The organism is Pseudomonas sp. TH06 (assembly GCF_016651305.1).
In the GTDB taxonomy this organism is placed as follows: Bacteria; Pseudomonadota; Gammaproteobacteria; order Pseudomonadales; family Pseudomonadaceae; genus Aquipseudomonas.
The window spans coordinates 5,028,401-5,048,168 of sequence record NZ_JAEKEC010000001.1; the positions used below are offsets into that span (position 1 = coordinate 5,028,401).

Annotated in this window: 18 protein-coding genes; 6 read left to right on the forward strand and 12 right to left on the reverse strand. The window is 60.2% G+C overall.

The features are described from left to right. Positions 1-89 precede the first annotated feature (89 nt). The 6 genes from JFT86_RS22310 to JFT86_RS22335 all read right to left on the reverse strand — a co-directional run bounded on the left by JFT86_RS22310 (position 90) and on the right by JFT86_RS22335 (position 6,355). Positions 90-605, reverse strand: coding sequence for an Hcp family type VI secretion system effector (locus JFT86_RS22310; protein ID WP_123593248.1), 516 nt, complete (start codon positions 603-605; stop codon positions 90-92). Between the two features lie 435 nt (positions 606-1,040). Next, positions 1,041-2,063 carry a GlxA family transcriptional regulator gene (locus JFT86_RS22315; RefSeq protein ID WP_166215938.1) on the reverse strand — a complete coding sequence of 341 codons (1,023 nt, stop codon included), beginning with the start codon at positions 2,061-2,063 and terminating at the stop codon, positions 1,041-1,043. 50 nt (positions 2,064-2,113) lie between these two features. Beyond that, positions 2,114-3,232 carry an agmatine deiminase family protein gene (locus tag JFT86_RS22320; RefSeq protein WP_201238348.1) on the reverse strand — a complete coding sequence of 373 codons (1,119 nt, stop codon included), beginning with the start codon at positions 3,230-3,232 and terminating at the stop codon, positions 2,114-2,116. Positions 3,233-3,284: 52 nt separating this feature from the next. Continuing rightward, positions 3,285-4,388, reverse strand: a complete 1,104-nt coding sequence (locus tag JFT86_RS22325) for an extracellular solute-binding protein (RefSeq protein ID WP_201238349.1) — start codon at positions 4,386-4,388, stop codon at positions 3,285-3,287. 2 nt (positions 4,389-4,390) lie between these two features. Next, positions 4,391-5,299 carry an N-carbamoylputrescine amidase gene (gene aguB, locus JFT86_RS22330; RefSeq protein ID WP_201238350.1) on the reverse strand — a complete coding sequence of 303 codons (909 nt, stop codon included), beginning with the start codon at positions 5,297-5,299 and terminating at the stop codon, positions 4,391-4,393. A 3-nt stretch (positions 5,300-5,302) separates the two neighbouring features. Then, a complete protein-coding gene (locus JFT86_RS22335) occupies positions 5,303-6,355 on the reverse strand; it encodes an agmatine deiminase family protein (RefSeq protein WP_201238351.1) in 1,053 nt (350 codons plus the stop codon). A 112-nt stretch (positions 6,356-6,467) separates the two neighbouring features. On the opposite strand from JFT86_RS22335, the gene JFT86_RS22340 reads away from it, so the two are divergent. After that, the gene (locus JFT86_RS22340) at positions 6,468-7,328 is read left to right on the forward strand and encodes a LysR substrate-binding domain-containing protein (RefSeq protein ID WP_201238352.1); all 861 of its coding nucleotides are present in this window, start codon (positions 6,468-6,470) and stop codon (positions 7,326-7,328) included. Between the two features lie 7 nt (positions 7,329-7,335). Here the strand turns inward: JFT86_RS22340 and JFT86_RS22345 are convergent, their stop codons facing one another. Both JFT86_RS22345 and JFT86_RS22350 read right to left on the reverse strand, forming a co-directional pair. Then, positions 7,336-8,496: a radical SAM protein gene (locus tag JFT86_RS22345; RefSeq protein WP_201233567.1), complete on the reverse strand. Its 1,161-nt coding sequence runs from the start codon at positions 8,494-8,496 to the stop codon at positions 7,336-7,338. Positions 8,497-8,615: 119 nt separating this feature from the next. After that, a complete protein-coding gene (locus JFT86_RS22350; protein WP_201238353.1) occupies positions 8,616-9,509 on the reverse strand; it encodes a LysR family transcriptional regulator in 894 nt (297 codons plus the stop codon). A 113-nt stretch (positions 9,510-9,622) separates the two neighbouring features. Between JFT86_RS22350 and JFT86_RS22355 the strand changes: the two genes are divergently transcribed. The 5 genes from JFT86_RS22355 to phnE all read left to right on the forward strand — a co-directional run bounded on the left by JFT86_RS22355 (position 9,623) and on the right by phnE (position 13,433). Next, entirely contained in the window at positions 9,623-10,024 is a 402-nt protein-coding gene (locus tag JFT86_RS22355; protein ID WP_201238354.1) for a RidA family protein, read from the forward strand. Positions 10,025-10,193: 169 nt separating this feature from the next. Then, entirely contained in the window at positions 10,194-11,057 is an 864-nt protein-coding gene (locus JFT86_RS22360; RefSeq protein WP_201238355.1) for a putative selenate ABC transporter substrate-binding protein, read from the forward strand. Then, the gene (locus JFT86_RS22365) at positions 11,054-11,851 is read left to right on the forward strand and encodes an ATP-binding cassette domain-containing protein (RefSeq protein WP_201238356.1); all 798 of its coding nucleotides are present in this window, start codon (positions 11,054-11,056) and stop codon (positions 11,849-11,851) included. The genes JFT86_RS22360 and JFT86_RS22365 overlap by 4 nt, the downstream gene beginning before the upstream one ends. Next, positions 11,845-12,669: an ABC transporter permease gene (locus JFT86_RS22370; protein ID WP_201238357.1), complete on the forward strand. Its 825-nt coding sequence runs from the start codon at positions 11,845-11,847 to the stop codon at positions 12,667-12,669. Before JFT86_RS22365 ends, JFT86_RS22370 begins: the two co-directional genes overlap by 7 nt. Further along, complete coding sequence (gene phnE / locus JFT86_RS22375) at positions 12,666-13,433, forward strand: phosphonate ABC transporter, permease protein PhnE (RefSeq protein WP_201238358.1); 768 nt, start codon at positions 12,666-12,668, stop codon at positions 13,431-13,433. Before JFT86_RS22370 ends, phnE begins: the two co-directional genes overlap by 4 nt. Before the next feature lie 14 nt (positions 13,434-13,447). Here the strand turns inward: phnE and JFT86_RS22380 are convergent, their stop codons facing one another. Genes JFT86_RS22380 through JFT86_RS22395 form a run of 4 tightly spaced genes read right to left on the reverse strand, consistent with a single transcriptional unit; the run spans position 13,448 to position 19,713 of the window. Further along, positions 13,448-16,348: a bpX6 domain-containing protein gene (locus JFT86_RS22380; RefSeq protein ID WP_201238359.1), complete on the reverse strand. Its 2,901-nt coding sequence runs from the start codon at positions 16,346-16,348 to the stop codon at positions 13,448-13,450. Further along, positions 16,335-18,161, reverse strand: coding sequence for a hypothetical protein (locus JFT86_RS22385; RefSeq protein WP_201238360.1), 1,827 nt, complete (start codon positions 18,159-18,161; stop codon positions 16,335-16,337). Before JFT86_RS22385 ends, JFT86_RS22380 begins: the two co-directional genes overlap by 14 nt. Then, the gene (locus JFT86_RS22390; RefSeq protein WP_242489509.1) at positions 18,161-18,595 is read right to left on the reverse strand and encodes a hypothetical protein; all 435 of its coding nucleotides are present in this window, start codon (positions 18,593-18,595) and stop codon (positions 18,161-18,163) included. Before JFT86_RS22390 ends, JFT86_RS22385 begins: the two co-directional genes overlap by 1 nt. Further along, positions 18,592-19,713 carry an AAA family ATPase gene (locus JFT86_RS22395; RefSeq protein WP_201238361.1) on the reverse strand — a complete coding sequence of 374 codons (1,122 nt, stop codon included), beginning with the start codon at positions 19,711-19,713 and terminating at the stop codon, positions 18,592-18,594. The genes JFT86_RS22390 and JFT86_RS22395 overlap by 4 nt, the downstream gene beginning before the upstream one ends. Between the last annotated feature and the right edge of the window lie 55 nt (positions 19,714-19,768).

Consider the following 19,768-nt stretch of genomic DNA (forward strand, 5'->3'; position numbering starts at 1 on the left):
TCTGGTGGGCCGGTGGCGAAAAATTCTTTAAGTCGTGAACGTGCCTCGACCGGCGAAACCGGCCGAGGCGGTAACACCATCAGCCGTAATTAAACGACTGGAGCACGCCAGTCATCGGAACCCGAAGTACCGGATACTTCGTGGGTCCAGGTGATTTTGCGGTAGGTGAACTGCACTTCTTCCAGGTGGGTGAAGTGCGAGTTGCCTGGGTCCTGGCAGTTGTGCATTTTGTTGTTGATGGCGACGATGATCGCGTCTTCCAGTTTGGTGGTGTAGTAGTGCTCTTGAGTACCTTGAGCCGAAGTACGGAACCACTGGATAACGATTTCGCTCATGCGCTCGCCCGAAGTCAGAGCGGCTTGCAGCAGAGGCGAAGCCTTGTCGTAGACCTTGGTGATCACAACTGGCTTGTGCACGCGCTGACCGGTTGGCTGACCGGATTGCGGGTCACGCGGGATGATCACGTCGTGGGTGAATGCCTGAACCATGACCTGGTCTTCATGACCTTCCTGGTAAGTGTTGCCAACGGAGTCGGCGGTGAATGCGCCGGCAGTGATCAGACCTTGTTTTTCGCCGGTAACCGACATGTACGCTGGTGTTGCCATGGGGATGCTCTCCTTGCTCAAAAAGACTCACTCGACAGGCACCATTGCCCATCAGAGTGGCGATGAGCTATCAAACTTCATGCCAGATATTTCGAACCCCTTTTGGATCAATGCTTTGAGCTGGACCTAGCGCATTCCTACGTCGCTTAAACCAAAATAAACAAAGAAAAGTGCGCAACTTCTTGCGCAGTGCTGTGCAAGAAGTTGCGCACTCGTCTGTACAGAACGGATTACTTGGCCTGGAGAGATGTGTCCACATGGTTATCCACATTCGAGTGCGCAAGAAGTTGCGCACATTGGTGTGAGGGCCAAAATCAGGAATCCAGAGCCCCTCACCCTAACCCTCTCCCGGAGGGAGAGGGGACTGACCGGGGTGTTTGGGGGAGGTTCGCCGACGTGTGAAACCGTGTTGAACTCGGGTTAATGGACGGCTTGTTATTTAACGAGGCGTTTTTCTTTCGATGGGCGATAACCGAAATACGAGCTGTAGCACTTGCTGAAATGGCTTGGCGAAACGAACCCGCAAGCCACCAGCACTTCCACTTGCGACAGCTCGGTGTGTTGCAACAACCGCCGCGCTTCAGTGATGCGCAGCTCCAGGTAATAGCGCTGCGGCGTAGTGCCGAGTTGCTCCTTGAACAAGCGCTCCAACTGACGCCGCGAGCGACCGGCGTAAACCGCCAGTTGTTCCAGCTCCAGCGGTTCCTCCAGATTGGCATCCATCAACTTCACAACTTCACGCAACGGCGCACTGACGCAGATGTTTTCATCCGGTTTGATCCGCCGATAGCGCGACTCCTCGAACGCCAGAATGTCTTCGATCCCCTCGACCAAAGCCTTGCCGTGCAAGCCTTTGATCCAGTCCAGCGCCATGTGGAACGCACCGGACGGGCTCGACGCGGTGAGCCGGTCGCGATCGATCACGTAAGGCTCGCTGCTGACTTGGGTGGACTTGGCGATTTCGGTGAGCGCCGGGCGATGTTCCGGGTGGATCGCGCAGCGATAGCCATCGAGCAATCCGGCGCGGCCGAGGAACCACGCACCGTTCCACAAACCGGCGAGGGACACGCCCCGCTCCGCCGCCGCCCGCAACAAACCGATCAGCTCATCCGTTGCCTTCAGCTCGGTTCGATAACCACCGCACACCACCAGCAAATCCAGTTCCTGAAGCGCTGCCAGATCAATCCGTGCGTCCGGGCGAATGACCAGGCCCAGATCGCTGATCACCTCGGCTTCGCTCAAGCCAAACGTGCGCGATGCAAACAGCTCGGCGCGCAACAGGTTGGCGGTGATGATGGTGTCCAGCGCCTGGGTGAAGGCCGGCAAAGAAAAGTGTTCGAGCAGTAGAAAACCGGTGCGCGTCATGCGGGTGTCAGCCGATTGCTCATTCAGATAGCGGAGGTTTTTCCCCTTCATGCCTCCGCTGAATTGGCGTCGTTCGATCAAGGTCAGGTCCATCGGTCATGTTGTTATCCGCCGATAGTTGGCCCGATCCGCCGCAGAGTCAATCACGCCTGTGGTTGATGACTGGTCACGCAGTGAATTCCGCCGCCACCCGCGGCAATCGCGTCGATGTTGAGCTGGACGATTTCGCGATCCGGATACAGCTTGGCCAGCAGATCAAAGGCGTTTTTGTCCGCCGCTTTGTCGCCGAATTCCGGGGCGATGATTGCGCCGTTGATCACGAAATAATTGATGTAACCGGCGGCGAAGTCCGGATTGTTCTTGTTGAATTTGGTGTTGCGCGGTTTCAGCGGCGGCGACATCGTATGAATCTGCAGCTTGCGGCCATCGGCGTCGGTGGCGTTCTTGAGGATTTCCAGGTGCGCCAGTGTGACCTTGTGATCGTAGGATTCAGGGTCGGTGTCGAGGTTGGCGATCACCACGCCCGGTTTGATGAAGCGTGCGTAGAAATCGACGTGGGCGTCGGTGATGTCTTTGTTCTTGATCCCCGGCAGCCAGATGATTTTGCGCAGACCCAGACGCTCCTTCAATTCTGCCTCGACATCAGCCTTGCTCCAGTCGGGGTTGCGGTTGCTATTGATCCAGCTGCTTTCGGTCATGATTCCGGTGCCATGGCCATCGACTTCGATACCGCCGCCCTCGCCCACCAGTTCGCTGCGCTGATAAGTCGCTTGCGCATCGGCAGACACCAGTGCGGCGATTTTCGCGTCTTTGCTGTGCTGCTGTTTGTTGCCCCAACCGCTGAAGTTGAAATCCACGGCACCCAGCCCGCCCTTGTCGTCGATGACGAAATTGGCGCTGATGTCACGCATCCAGATGTCGTCCAGCGCTGCAGTCACGTAGGTGATGTTGCTGGTGCCGCAAAACTCTTCGGCGAGGCTGCGCTCGTTCTTGCGGCAGAACACCGTGACCGGTTCATAACGAGCGATGGCGCGGGCGATGCGGCCGAGGGCTTCCTGGACGTCTTCGGTGAAGTCTTCCCAGATCGCATCCTGCGCACCGAAGGCGATATAGGCCCGCTCGTGCTTATCGCCCTCGTCGGGCATGAACCAGCGTCCTTGCGCGACTGCCAGCACCTGGCCCGGCAGACCGAGGCCCATGACCGCAGCGCTGACACCGGCAAGTACCGAAGCCTGTTTGATGAATTCGCGACGTGTCGTCATGTGGGTTTTCCTGAGTAACAGTGAAGGCCGGCGATGGCTCGCCGGCCGTGGATCATTGGCCAGTGGCGGTTTTGAATTTGGTCCAGGTGCGCATGCGGGCACGCATGTCGGCCTGGGAAATGTCCTTGCCCGCAATCAATCGAGAATAGGTCGCTTCATCAAGATAGATGTCCGGGTTGTCACGCATCACCGCATCGACACCTGCCCGCGCCTTGGCGCTGGACGTCGGGTAACCGGTGGCATTACTGATCGCGGCCATGTTCTCCGGACGCATGACGAAGTTGATGAACGCGTAGGCGTATTCCGGGTGTTTGGCGTCTACCGGAATGGCCATGGTGTCCATCCATATCGTCGTGCCTTCGCGGGGCACTCGATACTGAAATTTCGTCTGTTTGCCGGCGCTGTCGGAGGTGCGTTGCGCCTGAGTCATGTCGCCGCTGTAGCCGAGGGACAGGCACAGGTTGCCGTTGACCAGATCGGTCACCGGTTGCGACTGGAACTTGCGAATATGCGGCCGCAGTTTCATCAGCAAATCATTTGCCGCCGCCAGATCTGCCGGTTTGGCGCTGCGCGGATCGCGGCCAAGGTAATTGAGCACAACGGCCAATACTTCATCCGGCGAGTCGATTATCGAGATGCCGCAGTTGGCGAACTTCGCGGCCAGCTCCGGTTTGAACAGCATGTCCAGACTGTTGACCGGCGCATCGGCCATGCGCTGTTTGATCTGCTCTTCGTTGTAGGTCAGGCCGATGGTGCCCCAGGTGTAAGGCACCGTGGCTTTTTTTGAGTATTCATAATGGCTGCGCAGCTTCTGCAAACCGGGTTCGATGTCGTCCATCGCCGTGATCTTCGATTGATCCAGCGGCATCAGGCTGCCAGCGCGCATCAAGCGCTCGGCCACCGTGTCGCCGGGGAAAATCAGGTCATACCCGCTGCCGCCGGACAGCATTTTCGCCTCTAACGTTTCGCTGCCATCCAGAACGTCGTAGATCACTTTGATCCCGGTTTCGGCGGTGAAGCGGCTCAAGGTGTCTTCGGCGAAATAATCGGCCCAGTTGTACAGCCGCAGGGTCTTTTCTTCCGCGTGCAACGACGGTATGAAGCAGGTCAATGCCAGGCCAATCGCACCGAGCAAGCGTTTGTGGTGGGTAAGCATAATCAAACCCCTTGAGTGTTCCAGCGTGCATGAAGGTGGCGACCGTCCTGACTCAGCAGCGGCCCATACATTTCCGGACGACGATCGCGGTAGATGCCCCAGCCCAAACGCTCTTCGCGCATGGCTGCCAGATCGAGGCTGTGCAGCAGCACGCCGGTACTGTCGCGGTCAGCTTCGGCGAGCAATTTGCCCTTGTGATCGCTGATGAACGACGAGCCGTAGAAGCTCATTTGCAGGCTCGGGTCGGTGCTCGCGACTTCTCGACCCACTCGATTCGACGCCACCACCGGAAGCAGATTGGCGGCGGCGTGGCCACGCATGGTCATCTGCCAATGGTCGCGTGAATCCAGCGCCGCGCAGCCAGGTTCCGAACCGATCGCGGTGGGATAGAGCAACACTTCAGCGCCCATCAAGGCCAGGCAACGCGCCGTTTCGGGGAACCACTGATCCCAGCAGATACCGACGCCAAGACGCCCGAACGCGGTGTCCCAGACTTTGAAACCGCTGTCGCCGGGGCTGAAATACTCCTTCTCCTGATAACCGATGGCGTTGGGGATGTGTGTCTTGCGATACACACCCGACAGGCGCCCGTCGGCATCGGCCACGGTCAGCGAATTGAAGTAGGCGTTGCCGGCCTTCTCGAACCAGCTCAGCGGCAACACCACGCCCAATTCCCGGGCCAGCGCGGCAAAACGAGCGAGTACACGGCTGTCGCGATACTCCTCGGCCAGCGCCATGTGTTTATGGCTTTGTTCGATGCAGAAGTACGGCGTGGCGAACAGTTCCTGCAACAGGATGACTTGCGCGCCCTTCCCCGCAGCCTCCCGCACCAGACGTTCGGCCTGATCAAGGTTGCCCGGCAAATCCCAGGTGCACGGCATCTGGGTGGTGGCGATGCTCAGTAGTGACATCGATCAACCCTCCACCGGCCAGGCTGGCTGTTGCTGGGTAATGCAGTGCACACCGCCGCCGCCATGGGCCAGATGGTTGATGCGCACCGGCACCACTTCGCGCCCGGGGAATGCCTGCTCCAGCACCTTCGCGGCAACGTTGTCGGCCTCGATGCCGTACGCCGGCATGATGATCGCGCCGTTGGCGATGTAGAAGTTGGTGTACGAAGCGCAGAAGACTTCAGCTTCGCTGTCGACCGCTTCGGAGGCTTCAAACAGTTCGAGCAGCTCGAATTTACGGCCGCGAGCATCAGTCGCCAGTTCCAGTGCGCGACGGTTTTCCCGCGCCACTTCGGCATACACCGAACCCTGATCGTGAGTTGCATCGACCAGCAACACACCGGGCCGGGCAAAGGCACAAACGCCGTCGACGTGACCGTCCGTGACGTCGCCAGTGACGTAATCCGGATCGCCCGGCAGCCAGATGGTTTTCTTCACGCCGAGCAGGCGGCTGAAGATTTCTTCCATTTCGGCTTTGCTCACGCCCGGGTTGCGATTGGGGTTGAGCAGCACCGATTCGGTGGTGATCAACGTGCCCTCGCCATCGACATGAATCGCCCCGCCTTCGTTGCTCAGCGGCGTGCCGAAGCATTCCAGGCCCAAATGGTTGAGCGCACGACGCGCCACGCTTTCATCCAGGTCATGGGCTGACTTGCCGCCCCAGGCATTGAAGCGCCAGCTGACACCGGCCAGCCCTTGTTGCGGATGGCAGACAAAGCTTGGACCGGAGTCACGGAACCAACTGTCGTTGACCGCCAACGGGATCAGCTCGATGTTCGGCCCGCACAACGCTTTGGCGCTGGCAATCGCCGAGGGATCGACGACCATTTTTACCGGTTCGAAGCGGGCGATGGCATTGGCCACTCCGGCGAAATCCTTCTGTACCAGCGGCAAGGTCACGCGCCAACCGGACTGCCACAGTGCCTCATTATGCGGCCAGACCATCCACGTCGCCGCGTGCGTCACCCATTCCGCCGGCATCATCCAACCGCTGTTTTTGTTTTCGTTGTGCTGCATGATAAGCCTCGTCAGTTAAGCTGTTGTGTTCACGGAGCCCATGCTACGGACGCGCAAACAGGCAAACAAACGATGGATTTAGCGCACAACTGATTAGAGGAACTTATCGATCATGCTCAAACACTGGCCCCCTCTCAGCTCGCTGCGCGGCTTTGAAGCCGCCGCCCGGCTCGGCAGTTTTCACAAGGCCGCCGATGAGTTGCACCTCACGCAGTCGGCGATCAGTCAGCAGATCCGCAGCCTTGAGGCGTATCTGGAACAACCGCTGTTTTTCCGCAACGGTCGCAGCGTGGCACTTACCGATGCCGGCAACGATTTGCTCAGCACCACGCAAGCGATGCTGCAGCAATTGGCGGTCGGGATTCGTCGTCTCGGGCAGTATCAGAAACCCAATCAACTGGTGCTCAACACCACTCCGGCGTTTGCCAGGCATTGGTTGTTGCCGCGACTGGGGGAGTTTCGCCGGGAGCATCCGCAGGTGGATCTGTGGATTTTCAGCACTGACGAAGTGCCGGACATGACCAGCCAGACGATCGACCTGGCGGTACGCGATGACATCAGTTCACAGGCCGAATGCAGCTTCAAGGTGCTGTACGCCGATCGCCTCTATCCTGCTTGTCATCCGAGCGTCCTGGCACTGCCTGACGGGCAACGCACCACCTTGCATGGCGAGCGGGAAATGGACTGGAGCCATTGGGCGGTAGAAGCCGGAATCGATGTGGGCCAGCAGGATCAGGGCCTGAATTTTTCCGATCCGGGCTTGTTGCTCGATGCCGCTTGCTCCGGGCTCGGCATCGCGCTGGTGAGTCAGTTACTCAGCCGTCAGGCGCGGGCTGACGGCGTGTTGCTGCCGTTGGTCGAGGACACTATTCGCGGTCCGAACTGGGCGCTGCTGACCCATCGCGACAGTGAAAATGATCCGTTGGCCCAGCGTTTTACCGCTTGGCTTTCGGATCATCTGCAGTCAGCCTGACGGGCGTTTAAACGACTGAAAAAACACCGGCGCCGACTCTTCCTTCCAGGCGTCCAAAAAGCACGTAGTGCTGATAGCCACTGGAGAAAGCGCCGTTGCGAACAGCCTGCCGGACGTCGTCGTTCAACTGAAGGTATTGATCTTCATCGAAGTTTTCGGCACTGACTTCACCGGCCCGGCCGAGTTGTTTGCTATCAATCGGCAACCCCGCAATGCTGCGCTGCTGGAAATCGATCATGCGATTGATTGCATGGCTTTCAAGCGCGCCCTTGCCGGGATACATCGCGTAGATGTGCATCCCCTTCTTGACGCACCGGTTGCACATGTCGGTGCAGTTTTTCTGGGTATTTTTACGCTGCATCAACTCATCGACAGCGATGTCGAGATACTTGCCGACCTGGTATTCGCTTTGATTGAAGATCGTGCAACACAGCACCGTATTGCCGTTGCAGTCGATCACCAGCCAGTTATCTTTGAGCGTGCACGCTTGCTTGTGGAAGTGCTGCACAATATTGACCAGATCATCGTAAGGCGGCAGTGCCAGCCTTTTCAGGGTTTCGTGGTCGGTTTCGGTCACAGAAGGATCGTGTTCGACAATGGCCAGCACTTTCTCCAGCGGCATCATCACGGAATAACCCGTAGTGAATGCGAAGCCGAGACGCTCACTGAACTCGCGCATCAGCGTTTCTTCTTCCAGGTTGTCCAGATAACGATGGTAATAAACCTCGACCTGGGTACTCAGACCCTGCCGCTGCACTAGCTCACTCAGGGTGATCATGTTCTGTTTTACAACTTCGATATCGCCCCCAAGATGCCCCTTCGAGTAGGTCTCCTGGTAAAACCCTGACAGCGAGATACGGAAAAACCCTGGCTCGGCCAACAAAGCTTTTTCCATATTCTTGGCGAGGTTCAGATTAGTGCTGACGCCACTGTTCATGCCCGCAGCATTGATGATCTCGATGAACTCGCCGACCTTTGGATGCACCAGAGGCTCAGTCCAGTTGTAGAGAAAGATGGAGCGAACGCCTTCACGTTTGGCCTTCTCGACGATCGCCCGGAACATGTCGAGCTGCATGGATTTCTTGAAATTGAGGTTCTCCGAATTTCCCATCGGGCAAGAGGGGCAGCTCAGATTGCAGGCGCCGACGATATCGATGTACATATTCATGAGTGAAATTCCTTGAACCCAGAGCTTTTCTGGTCAACGCCTCAGCGTCTGCGGACGCCAGCAGTGTTAGTTATTTGACGGCTTCGGAGCGAGCAAGCAAAAAGTACACCAGTCACTTTTTACGCCATTAGCTTCACCACCCAATCGATAAACACTCGCAACTTCAAGCTCACATGCCGGTTTGGCGGATACGCCACATAAAGTGGCATCGGCGCCAACTGCCAATCTTCGAACAGCGGCACTAACTCACCGCGCGCTACATGGGCGTCGGACATATACGTGGGTAGCCAAAGCACACCCATTCCCGCCAGGCCTGCCGCGAGATAGGCATTGCCGTCATCCACCGCCAGTACGTGGCGCCCTTTGATCTGCAGGTTTTCACTGGCGTCATGCAAGGCATAAGGCACGGGTTTGCCAGTGCGCGCCCACAAGAACCCAACGACCCGATGATGTGAATCTTCCAACTCTTTTGGGTGTGCCGGAGTGCCGGCACGCGCCAGATAGTCGGGCGCGGCGAACACGCCCAGCGGCAGATCCGCGACTTTGCGGGCCATCAGTGACTGGTCCAGCAACTCGCCGCCACGCACCACGCAATCAACGTTCTCATCGATGATGTCGACGATGCGATCGCTGACGCCCATGTCGATCTGAATCTCTGGATAGCGCGCATGAAATTCAGGCAATGCCGGCATCAGAATCAACCGCGCAAACGGACTCGGCACATCGACGCGCAACCGTCCGCTGGGGATCGCCGCTACGCCGGGCAGGCTGGTTTCGGCATCATCCATGTCAGCCAGCAGTTTGATCACGCGCTCGTAATACGCCGCACCGTCGGCGGTGACGTTGACCTTGCGCGTGGTGCGGTTGAGCAACTTGACCCGTAATCGCGCTTCCAGTTGCTGGACGAGGTGGGTCACGGTGGTCTTGCTCATGTGCAGGGTGTCGGCGGCTTTGGTGAAACTGCCCGCCTCGACCACCCGCGCAAAAGCCTGCATTGCATCGAAACGATCCACTTATCAATCTCCGATTGTTTGGATTTAACAAACAGTGAACACCAAGGTTGCGCGTTTATCCGCTCAACGCAAGCCCCTAAAGTCAGGCCATCAACTCACTGATGGAGACCCCCATGACTCAGCGCGATGTCGTTTTTCCAGCTGGCCGCCAAGCACTTTACGAGCGCAACCGCTACTCCCCAGCCGTACGCTCGAATGGCTTTCTGTTTGTCTCGGGCCAAGTTGGCAGCACCGAGGACGGTACGCCGGAAGCGGATCTGGAAACTCAGGTACGGCGTGCCTTCCAGAATCTCAATGCGATCCTTAACTCTGCCGGAAGCAGCTTCGACGATGTGGTCGACGTGACAATATTCATCGTCGATCCGCAGTCGAAGTTCGAGACGATATGGAATCTGGTGCTTTCGGAGTTCTGGGGCGATGCGCCGCATCCGACCGTCACTGCAGTCGGCGTGACCTGGTTGTATGGCTTCGATTTCGAGATCAAAGTCATCGCCAGATGCCCCGAAACCCACTGATCCCTCCCCTGTAGGGGGAACCCTGGCGTAAAACTTCGTCGCACACCGTGCTGGTCTTTGAGCGACCGGCTGCGTATAACCTCGCCATTTCGTCTAACCTGACTGCGCACCTGCGCTGATTATTCTGCGCAAGCGCACCGACATTGACGCTCATGAAACGGAGATCTCCATGCTCAAGCAAACCCTGGCATTGACGGCCGGCCTGGCCCTGTCCTTTTCCGCACTGTGGGCGCAAGCCGCAGAGGTGTTGAAGGTCAGCGCGATTCCCGATGAGGCCCCGACCGAGTTGCTGCGCAAGTTCGAGCCACTGGGTGCGTATCTGGAACAGCAATTGGGCATGAAGGTGCAGTTTGTGCCAGTGGCCGATTACCCGGCGGTGGTTGAAGCGTTGGCGACTGATCGCCTCGACATGGCCTGGCTGGGTGGCTTCACTTTCGTTCAGGCGCGTTTGAAGACTGACGCCACGACCCCAGTGATTCCGCTGGTGCAGCGTGAACAGGATGCGCAGTTCACCAGCAAGTTCATCACTGCCGACCCGAATGTCAAAAGCCTCGCCGACCTGAAAGGCAAGACCTTCGCCTTCGGCTCCGTTTCCTCGACCTCCGGTAGCCTGATGCCGCGCTACTTCATGCTGAAAAATGACGGCATCAAGCCTGAAGCGTATTTCAGCCGCGTCGCCTACTCCGGCGCCCATGACGCCACCGTTGCCTGGGTGCAGGCGGGCAAGGTCGATGCCGGCGTATTGAACGCCAGTGTCTGGCAGAAACTGGTGGATGCCGGCAAGGTCGACACCAACAAGGTCAAAGTCTTCGCCACCACCCCGACCTACTTCGATTACAACTGGACCGTACGCGGTACGCTCGATCCGGCGCTGGCGGCGAAGATCAAAAAAGCCTTCCTCGATCTCGACCCGACCAACCCTGAACAGAAGAAGATCCTCGATCTGCAAGCGGCTACCCGCTTCATCGACACCAAGCCTGAAAACTACAAGGGCATCGAGGAAGCCGCCCGCGCTGCCGATCTGCTGAAATGACCCTTCGGCTTAACCAATGCAGCCTGCGCCACGCCAATGGAGTCGATGCGCTTCGCAGCATCGACTTGCAGATTGGCGGTGGCGAACAGGTCGCGATCATCGGCCCGTCCGGGGCCGGTAAATCGACATTGCTCAATCTGCTGGCCACCGCCCTGCGACCGAGCAGCGGTGAGGTCGACGTGCTGGGCGAGCGCGCCTGGCACTTGTCCGCCCGTCAACGGCAACGCCTGCGCGCGCGGATCGGCCTGGTGCACCAGGCGCCGCCGTTGCCTTTGCGTCAGCGCGTGGTGACGGCAGTGCTCGCCGGCAAACTCGGGCAATGGAGTCTGGGCAAAAGTCTGCTGAATCTGCTGCATCCGCTGGACGTACCCGGCGCTCGTGCGGCGCTGGCGCGGCTGGATCTGGGCGACAAACTGTTCGCCCATTGCCAGCAATTGTCCGGCGGCCAGTTGCAGCGTGTGGGCATCGCTCGCGTGTTGTATCAGGCACCGGAAATTCTGTTGGCCGACGAACCGGTGTCGGCTATGGACCCGGTCATGGCCGCGCACACACTGTCGATCCTGTCGCGCCATGCGCGCGAGCACAACGTCACGCTGGTGGCGAGCCTGCACGCGGTGGATCTGGCGCTGTCGCACTTCCCGCGCATCATCGGTTTGCGTGACGGGCAGATCCTGTTCGACAGCCCTGCCGATCAAGTCAGCCATGAAATGCTCGATGCGTTGTACGCCAACGAAAAATTGCAATCGCCGGCGGCTGCGCTCGCGCCTTTGACTGTGCAGATCCCACGATGCTGAGAGTCGATTCACGCGATCCCGCCGCCTGGCCACGATTGCTGCTGACGCTGCTGGCCATCGTTTTACTGTGGCCGGGCATCCAGCTCAGCGAACTGGATCTGCGCGTATTGCTGCCCGATAGCCAGAATGAAATGGGCCGCTTCGTCGCGCAATTCTGGCCGCCTGCACACGATGAAGCCTTCGTGCAGTTACTGCTCAAAGCGACCTTGCAGACCCTGGCAATCGCCACCGCCGGCATGGCGCTGGCGCTGCTATTGGCGGTCCCCGCCGGTCTGCTCGCCAGTCGCGCCCTGTCGCTGTCCGCTGCTTCACGCGGCGGCGTGCCGAGTCGCCTCGGCCGCTTGTTGCGCTGGCCGGTGCGCGGTTTATTGATCTTCCTGCGCAGCGTGCCGGAGATTGTCTGGGCGCTGCTGTTTGTGCGCGCAGTCGGCCTAGGTCCGGCGGCGGGTGTACTGGCGATTGCCATCACCTACAGCGGCATGCTCGGCAAGGTCTACGCGGAAATTTTTGAATCCACCGACCAGCGCCCGGCGCATGCATTGTTGCAATCGGGCAGTGGTCGACTGGCCAGTTTTGCCTATGGAATTCTGCCCAATGTCGGGGCGGAGTTGCTGTCGTACACGGTCTATCGCTGGGAATGCGCGATCCGTGCTTCGGTGGTGATGGGTTTTGTCGGGGCCGGTGGTTTGGGTCAGCAAATCGACCTGTCGATCCGCATGTTTGCCGGTGGAGAAGTCGCGAGCATTCTGCTGACCTTCCTGCTGCTGGTGTTGGCGGCCGATCAACTCAGTCGCCTGCTGCGCTGGAGGCTGGCATGAATCGTCTGATCAATCTTCTGCTGATCGTCGGCATCGCTTTGGCGGTTGTCGCTTCGTTCGCTTATCTGAGCCTCGATCTCGGCGAGCTGGGCAGTGCCACCAGCCTCAAGCAGATGGGCGCGTATGTGCAGCGCTTCCTCAGCCCGGACTTGAGCGCCGATTACCTGAAAGCGATTTTCCACGGTTCGCTGGAAACGCTGGCCATGTCAGCCCTGGGTACTTTGCTCGCGGCGCTGTTCGGCATCGTCCTCGCCCTGCCCGCTGCCGGGCGTTTCGGCTGGCCGCTGCAAAGTGCATCGCGCCTGCTGCTGAACGGTCTGCGGGCGATTCCGGAACTGGTCTGGGCGGCGCTGATGGTGCTCGCCGCCGGCCTCGGCCCCAACGCCGGCACCCTCGCCCTCGCCCTGCACACGACTGGCGTGCTTGGCCGGTTGTTTGCCGAAGCACTGGAAAACACCCCGCCGCAACCAGCCGAGGCGATCCGCTTGCAGGGCGGCCATCCGATTCTCGCGTTCTGCTATGGCACCCTGCCCAACCTTGCCCCGCAACTGCTCGCCTACGTTTTGTACCGCTGGGAAAACAATATCCGCATGGCCAGCGTATTGGGTTTCGTCGGTGCGGGCGGTTTGGGGCAGATGTTGTATGTGAGCCTGAGCCTGTTTCAGGAAGCACAGGCGAGCACGGTGATTCTGGCGATGCTGGTGCTGGTATTTGCGGTGGACTGGTTGAGTGCCTGGAGCCGCCAGCGCTGGGTCAAAGCGTAGGCGGCCCGGTTCGGTCAGTTCAGCGAGAGATTGTGTTGGGTAGCCGCGTCGACGTTGATATGACTGAAACGCCCATGGTGATCGAAGAGCAAGTAATCGGCGCCGACACAGCGTACCTGCGCACCGTGTACAGGCCATTGCAACGTGGCGCAGAGTTGGTCGCTGTCGCGATGAATAAAATGCCAGCGCATTTCTTGATCGTTGATCAGGTAACGGATCAGCATCCATTGGCCATGCAAATACACATCAAGCGAATCGAATTCTTCGCCATCCAGCCCCGGTAACCGATAGCCCTTGCGCCCGCCGATCCATTCCACCACCAGCACAGGGTCTTCATTGTCGGCCAGTTTGAGTTGTGCGCCGAGTATTCGACCGTCGGTGTCGAGCACCTGGAAACTGCCCACTGGCACGGCCGGCATCAAATCCCGAGTGATCAATCGACGTTCGGGCAAGCGGTAATGCCACAGGTACAAGCCTTGGTCCGGATGAGTCAGCCACAACAGTTCGTTTTGCGCATCATCTTTCATGCCGCAGACCTGACCCGGCAAATCCCTAACGTGCCACAGCGTTTCGAACCCATGATCGACATCCACCACCCGCACCTGCCGACCCCGGCCAATGGTCCAGGTCAGACCGTCGAATGACCGGGCGAACACATCGAACATCTGCACACCGAGATCCGTCGCGTTGCGCGTGACCAGATCGAGCTTGCTGATGCGCCAGACATCATCGCGCCGGGCCAGCACCAGCACGACCTGGCGGTCATGGGCCAAGACGATGTTGTGTGCCGGCACCGGGAAATGGCACAGCGTCTGGCCGTGCGCATCGATGACCACCGCCCCCGCCTCGCCCAACGCGAGCAAGTAACGCCCCTCCTCCAGCGGCACCGCGTCGAGAATCTTGCGGTTGCCCATGAACGGAGCTGCCCACTCCAGTGGCTCAGCCACCTTCGACAGAGGCACCTTGGAGGCGAGTGTCGGCAACGCTCCCGGCAGATCGGCCTGCAACAGCTTGTCCTTGCTCATGCTGACCAGTGCCTGCAATTGCAGATGCGACAAGCGCCCATGGCCGTCGATCTGGTCCGCCAGCACCGCGTGCACCATGGCGGCGGCCAGCCATGCCAGTGCATTCACGTGCGTCTTGTGCTGCAACAAAATCTCCGCCAATGCCCCGCGCTCGGCGTGACGCGCCGGATCATCGCGCAGTTGCTCGACCCACTCGGCATACGCCTGCAAGGTATCGGGCAACAACGCCGCCCGTTTGACCAATGCACCCAACGCCAGCGTGCCGCCCGCCGCTTCGGCATCCAGCAGCCACCGGGCGGCGCGTTCGCGCTCTGCACTCAGTGGCCAGATCACTTCGACGGCTTGCAGCCAGAGGCCTTTGCGGGTCAGTGATTCGGCCCATTCCAGACGCAAACGGTCGGCGCTCTCCGGCCACTTGCCTTGCAGCAATGTCACGGCGGCCGCAAACGCATCGTCACGTCGAGCGACCAGCAAGGCGCGCTGCCAGTTATCGGCCAGACACAACAGCCGCACGATCATCGCGGACGGCATATCCCAGGCCAGCGCGAGGTCGGCGGCTTGTTGCAGGCGTCCGTGCTTTTCCAGATAGTCGAGCGACTCCTGACGCACCTTCAGCAATTCGGCGAGCACGAAGACCGCTTCCTCGATGCGGCCCTCGCGATCGAGGCGCTCAAAGGTCTGCCGGTAGATCTGCCGCAGATGCGCTTCCATGTCGTGTTCGAATCGGATCGAACGCGTAGGCCCACGGCTGTGGTCGATCATCAGATCCTGACGTCGCTGCGGCGTACCGAACGACTGCTCGCCGCTGCTCTGCTCGCTGCCCAATGGAATCGCGTGACGCAGCGCCTCTTCGAAGTTGCCGTCCTCGAACATTTCGAGCATGCGCCGCATGTAGGCGGCCTGACGCTTGCCATACAGTGCCGACAGACGCGAGTTTTCAGTCAGGCGCGTCACCCAGCGCCGCCAGCGCGACGGCTTGGTTTTGGCCGGTGTGGCGCGGGCCTCGATGCCGGGCTCGGCGGCACGGGGAGCCGAAGGCTGCACCGGCACCGGCCGGCGCAACACATGGCGCAACCCTGCCAGCAACAGTGTCAGAGCGATCCCGCCGATCAATATGCTCACCACCACGCCGCCGATTTGCACCGACATTGATGGAGTGTCGGGCATGGTCATGCGCTGCATGCCGGTTTTCTCGCCTTGCGACCCCATCCAGAACAGCGCCACCAGAATCACCAGCGTTACGCTGAGTTTCAGCCACGGCAAGGCAGTGCCTGGCGTCTGCGTCCAGGTGCTGTTCTGCGTCGTATTTGCCTGAGGGGGCGGCACCTTCGACGCATTTTGCTGACGTTCCAGCAACGCTTTCATGACCTGTGCCTGCTCTGGGCTGACCGGACGCAACGCGTCGCCGAGAATTTCCCGGACGTCGGTGACCACGGCAACGGACTCAAGCACTGGCTCCGGCAGCACGTTGCGACAGTCATAGGTGTCGAGCAAGGTCAGGCCATTGATGTCAAGCCAGTCACCCGGTGCCAATGCCACGGCATCGCGTAAATGCCGGGCACTGACGTGGCTGCCGCGCACCAGCCAGAGGTCGGCGGTGGGCAGGTTGCGCATCTCCTGCGGATCGAGCAGCGCCGAACACAGTGCGTTGCCCTGGCGAATCAGCGGCCAACCGGTCACCGTCTCGCATTGCACGGCGACGGGCTGGCGAAAGCGCAACAAATCGCCGTCGGCGAAACGGTAGGCCCGGGCCTCGGTTTGCCAGTGTTCGAGAAGCTGTCGGGTGCGTTCGCTTTCGTCGAAACGATCGGCGGCAAACCACAGGCCTTCGATATGCTGGTGCCCGGTCAAGAGCGGTCGGCGGATCAACGCGGCGTCATGTCCAGTCATCGCTGCCTTCCTTCTTGTACGGCTGATCGTTGCAGAATACTTGCAGGCGCATCAGGCGCTGCGGCACCGAATACACCAGCAATTCGCGAGTGCTGGTCAGCACGGCGAGCACGCCACTCATGGGGCAAAAGCTTGATTTGGCAATGGTATCGGTAGTGGTGAACAACACGCGTTGCTCGCCTTCGTAATGTATGGCTACTGCCTGCCGACCGAGCAACAGCAGGGAATAGGGCTCATTGTCCTGTTTCAGCAAACCTATCGCTTCCCAGCCGGGTGCGAGGTTAATCCATTCCTTTTCGACAGGAGTGCCGTCGGCCGACACCACGCGCCAGCTCTCGCACTCGTCGTTTTTCAAGGTCAACAACGCACAGCCATCGAGATACCTGCGCCGCCCGCCGACAAACAGCACCTGACTGACGTGATCGGCCAGTCCCATATCGGTTGCATCCGAGACCTCCCCGTCAGCGTCAACCGTATGTGCGTGCAAGCGATTGCCTTCGCGGCGTACATAAGTCGCCGTACTGCCGTAAGTCTTGGCCAGACCCATGACATTATTCGCCAGGTGATGGGTATGGCGGGATATCGGCTTGGCGGGTGAGCGCCCGGTCGCCACCATCCAGAACGCCAGATGCCCCTGGGCGTCGAGCAAAAACAAGCGGCCGCTCGAGTGATTGCGCAATCCGACTACCGACAGAAAAGTGGCGGTGCCCGGCGGCAGTTTCAGTTCTTCGGGGCAAGGTTTGTCCACCGGTTTAAGACCCGGCATGTTCCAGAACGACAACTTCCACTGGTCGCTGAGGACGGCACCCAGAGCTCTGCCAAAGAACGTCGGCGCCAGTGGTGTTTGCCCGACAGCCCACAGATTGCGGCGTACCTCGATCGGTTTTTTCTGGTTTTGCGCCGGCAGTTTGATCACCACCATGCCCGGTTCATCGAGCATCTTCATGGCGACATGGCTACCCGTACTGGAAATCACTGGCGGCAAGGTCAGCGATACTCGCGGAACGCAGCCCTTCGCGGTCGGCGCGGCAACCACCACTTCGCCTTCGAAATGGCCTTTGAGCAACTGCAAGGCCAGGCGCTCATCGGGCATCGGCAAGGTCACACGCCGGGAACCCGCCGCTTGCAGATCGACCGACAGACTGCGCCCGTCGAGGCTGCGCGATACCTGCACGCGATGGGTGCAGGACAGGCCTTCGGTCACGGGCAAGCGCTGGCCCACCAGCCAGCATTCGCCGACGGGCTCCGGTTGCGCCTTCAAGCCGTCACGCCAGGCCTGCCAGTGTCCGGCGTCGACGGTTTTGAAGGTGCGGGCACTGAGCAAGCGTTTGAGTTGTGCAGCACTGTCGGGCGCATGCAGTTGCGGCGCCTGCTGCAAAATGCCCCAGCGCAGCTCGGCGCCGGCGTCTCTGGCGCGACGTGCAAGGAGGATCAGCAAGGCCATGTGCAGCAGACGCGCAGCGCCCAGTTGCAACGGCCCGGCATCGAACAGCACGACCATCAAGCGGCTGGCCTGATGCGAGCGATATTGCGGCGCGAGAAACAGATGCTCGCCCACCACCGCCCGGCGCAGAAACTCGTCAGGCACCTCGTCCGCCAACAGCCATTCACTCGACAACAACCGCTCATAAGGGCCGCGACGTTGCAGATCGGCCAAGCCGTCGGGCTCGGGCACCCCGCCCTGCTGTTGGCCGCGCAGCGGACCGAGCAGCGGATCCAGACGCCCGAACAGGTCAGCAAACAGCGGCAGTTGTTCCGGAGCAAACCATTGCAGCCAGTCGCGCCAGGGTTGCAGCGATTCCGGTAATTGCATCAGCGGCCCGCCCAATAAGCATCAATGCGCTGCAAATGCTGCGTCGTCACCGGCAACAAACGATCCAGCGGCACCACGGCGGCGGGCTCGCGCCAGAGCAGCAGCGGCGCCCGTGCGAATCGGTTGGACAACGCCTGTCCCAGCAGGTCTGTCGGCCGGTCGGGCTCCCAACTGGTCGGCAGCCACAGCCCCGGTGCGCGATCGTCCATCGCCGCATACGCCACGCCGTCGACCCACGGCAGATCCGCCGCGACACCGGTCACCACCAACACGTCGCGATTGGCCGTGGCCTGCAAGCGCCCGGCCTGTTCCTCGGGAATCAGCAGCAACCGCGCGAGCAAGCGCCGCGCTACGTCGCCCCACGCCACGGCGGCCTGGGGTTCGACCGGTGTCCGCCGTGACTGCCAGGCCCAACTCATCGGTTTGATCGTCATGCCGCAGACGTCAGCAAACGCGCCACCTGACCGCGCATGTCCTGCAACGACGACGGAATGGTCTGATCATTGAAGTTGGCATCGATCTCGCGCAGCAGACCTTCGAGCAACGTACTCGCCGGTGGTTCGCTGCGCGCCAGATAATCCTCACCGGTTTCCAGCAAGCGACTGAGGCGCGACATCGGCTGCAAGGTCGCCTCTTCCACGGCGCTGAACAGATGGCTATTGCTGGACTGGGCGAAGATCTCGCGCAGCACTTCACGGCCATGCTGCTGGGTTTCCTTGGTCGGCAGCACATACAGCAATGGCCACAGGTCCGCGTCGCTGGCCTCCAGGCGTCCGCCGAGCAATGCCGCTGCGGCGATCAGGCGCTGGGATTTGACGATGCGGCGATCCGACAACTGAATGCCGGCCTCGCGTAGACGCCGAATGGCCTGAGCCAGTGCCGGGCGAACGGACGTCAGGTCGACGTTCTTCAAGGCCTGACCGAGGGTGTCCAGTTGACTCAGGCCCAGCAACTGCTGAACCGGGCGCTGCTCGGACTGCCAGCCACCGGCGAGCATCGCTTCGAGCTGACTGTCCGGCACCGACTCGACAAACAGATGCAGCAGGAAACGGTCACCGAATGCCGCCAGTGCCTCATCGTCCGGCAGGCCATTGGAGGCGCCGACACACACCCGCAACGGGCACTGGATCTGCGTATGGCCACGGCGGAAGCGGCGTTCGTTGAGGACGCCGAGCAAGGTATTGAGGATGGCCGTCGAACCGAGGAAAACCTCGTCGAGAAAGACGATATCAGCTTCCGGCAGCATGCCGCTGACGTCGGTTTCCACCGTGCCTTCGCGCAGCTTTTTCAGGTCGACCGCGCCAAACAGCTCCGACGGTTCGGTGAAGCGTCCCAGCAGGTATTCGAAATAGCGCCCGCCCATCGATTGCGCCACGCGCCGCACCACCGCGCTTTTCGCCGTACCGGGTGGGCCGATGACCAGAATGTGCTCCTGCGCCACAGCGGCCAGCACGATCAGTTCGGCCAACTGCTCACGTCCCACCAGACCTTCGGTGGCGACCCGCACGGCCTGACGGATTTGCGCGGCAGCGCTCTGCAACGAAGCGTTCATGGACATCTTCCCTGAAAATGGTTTTTTGAAGGGTGGCTGATCGGCTGCTATCGGC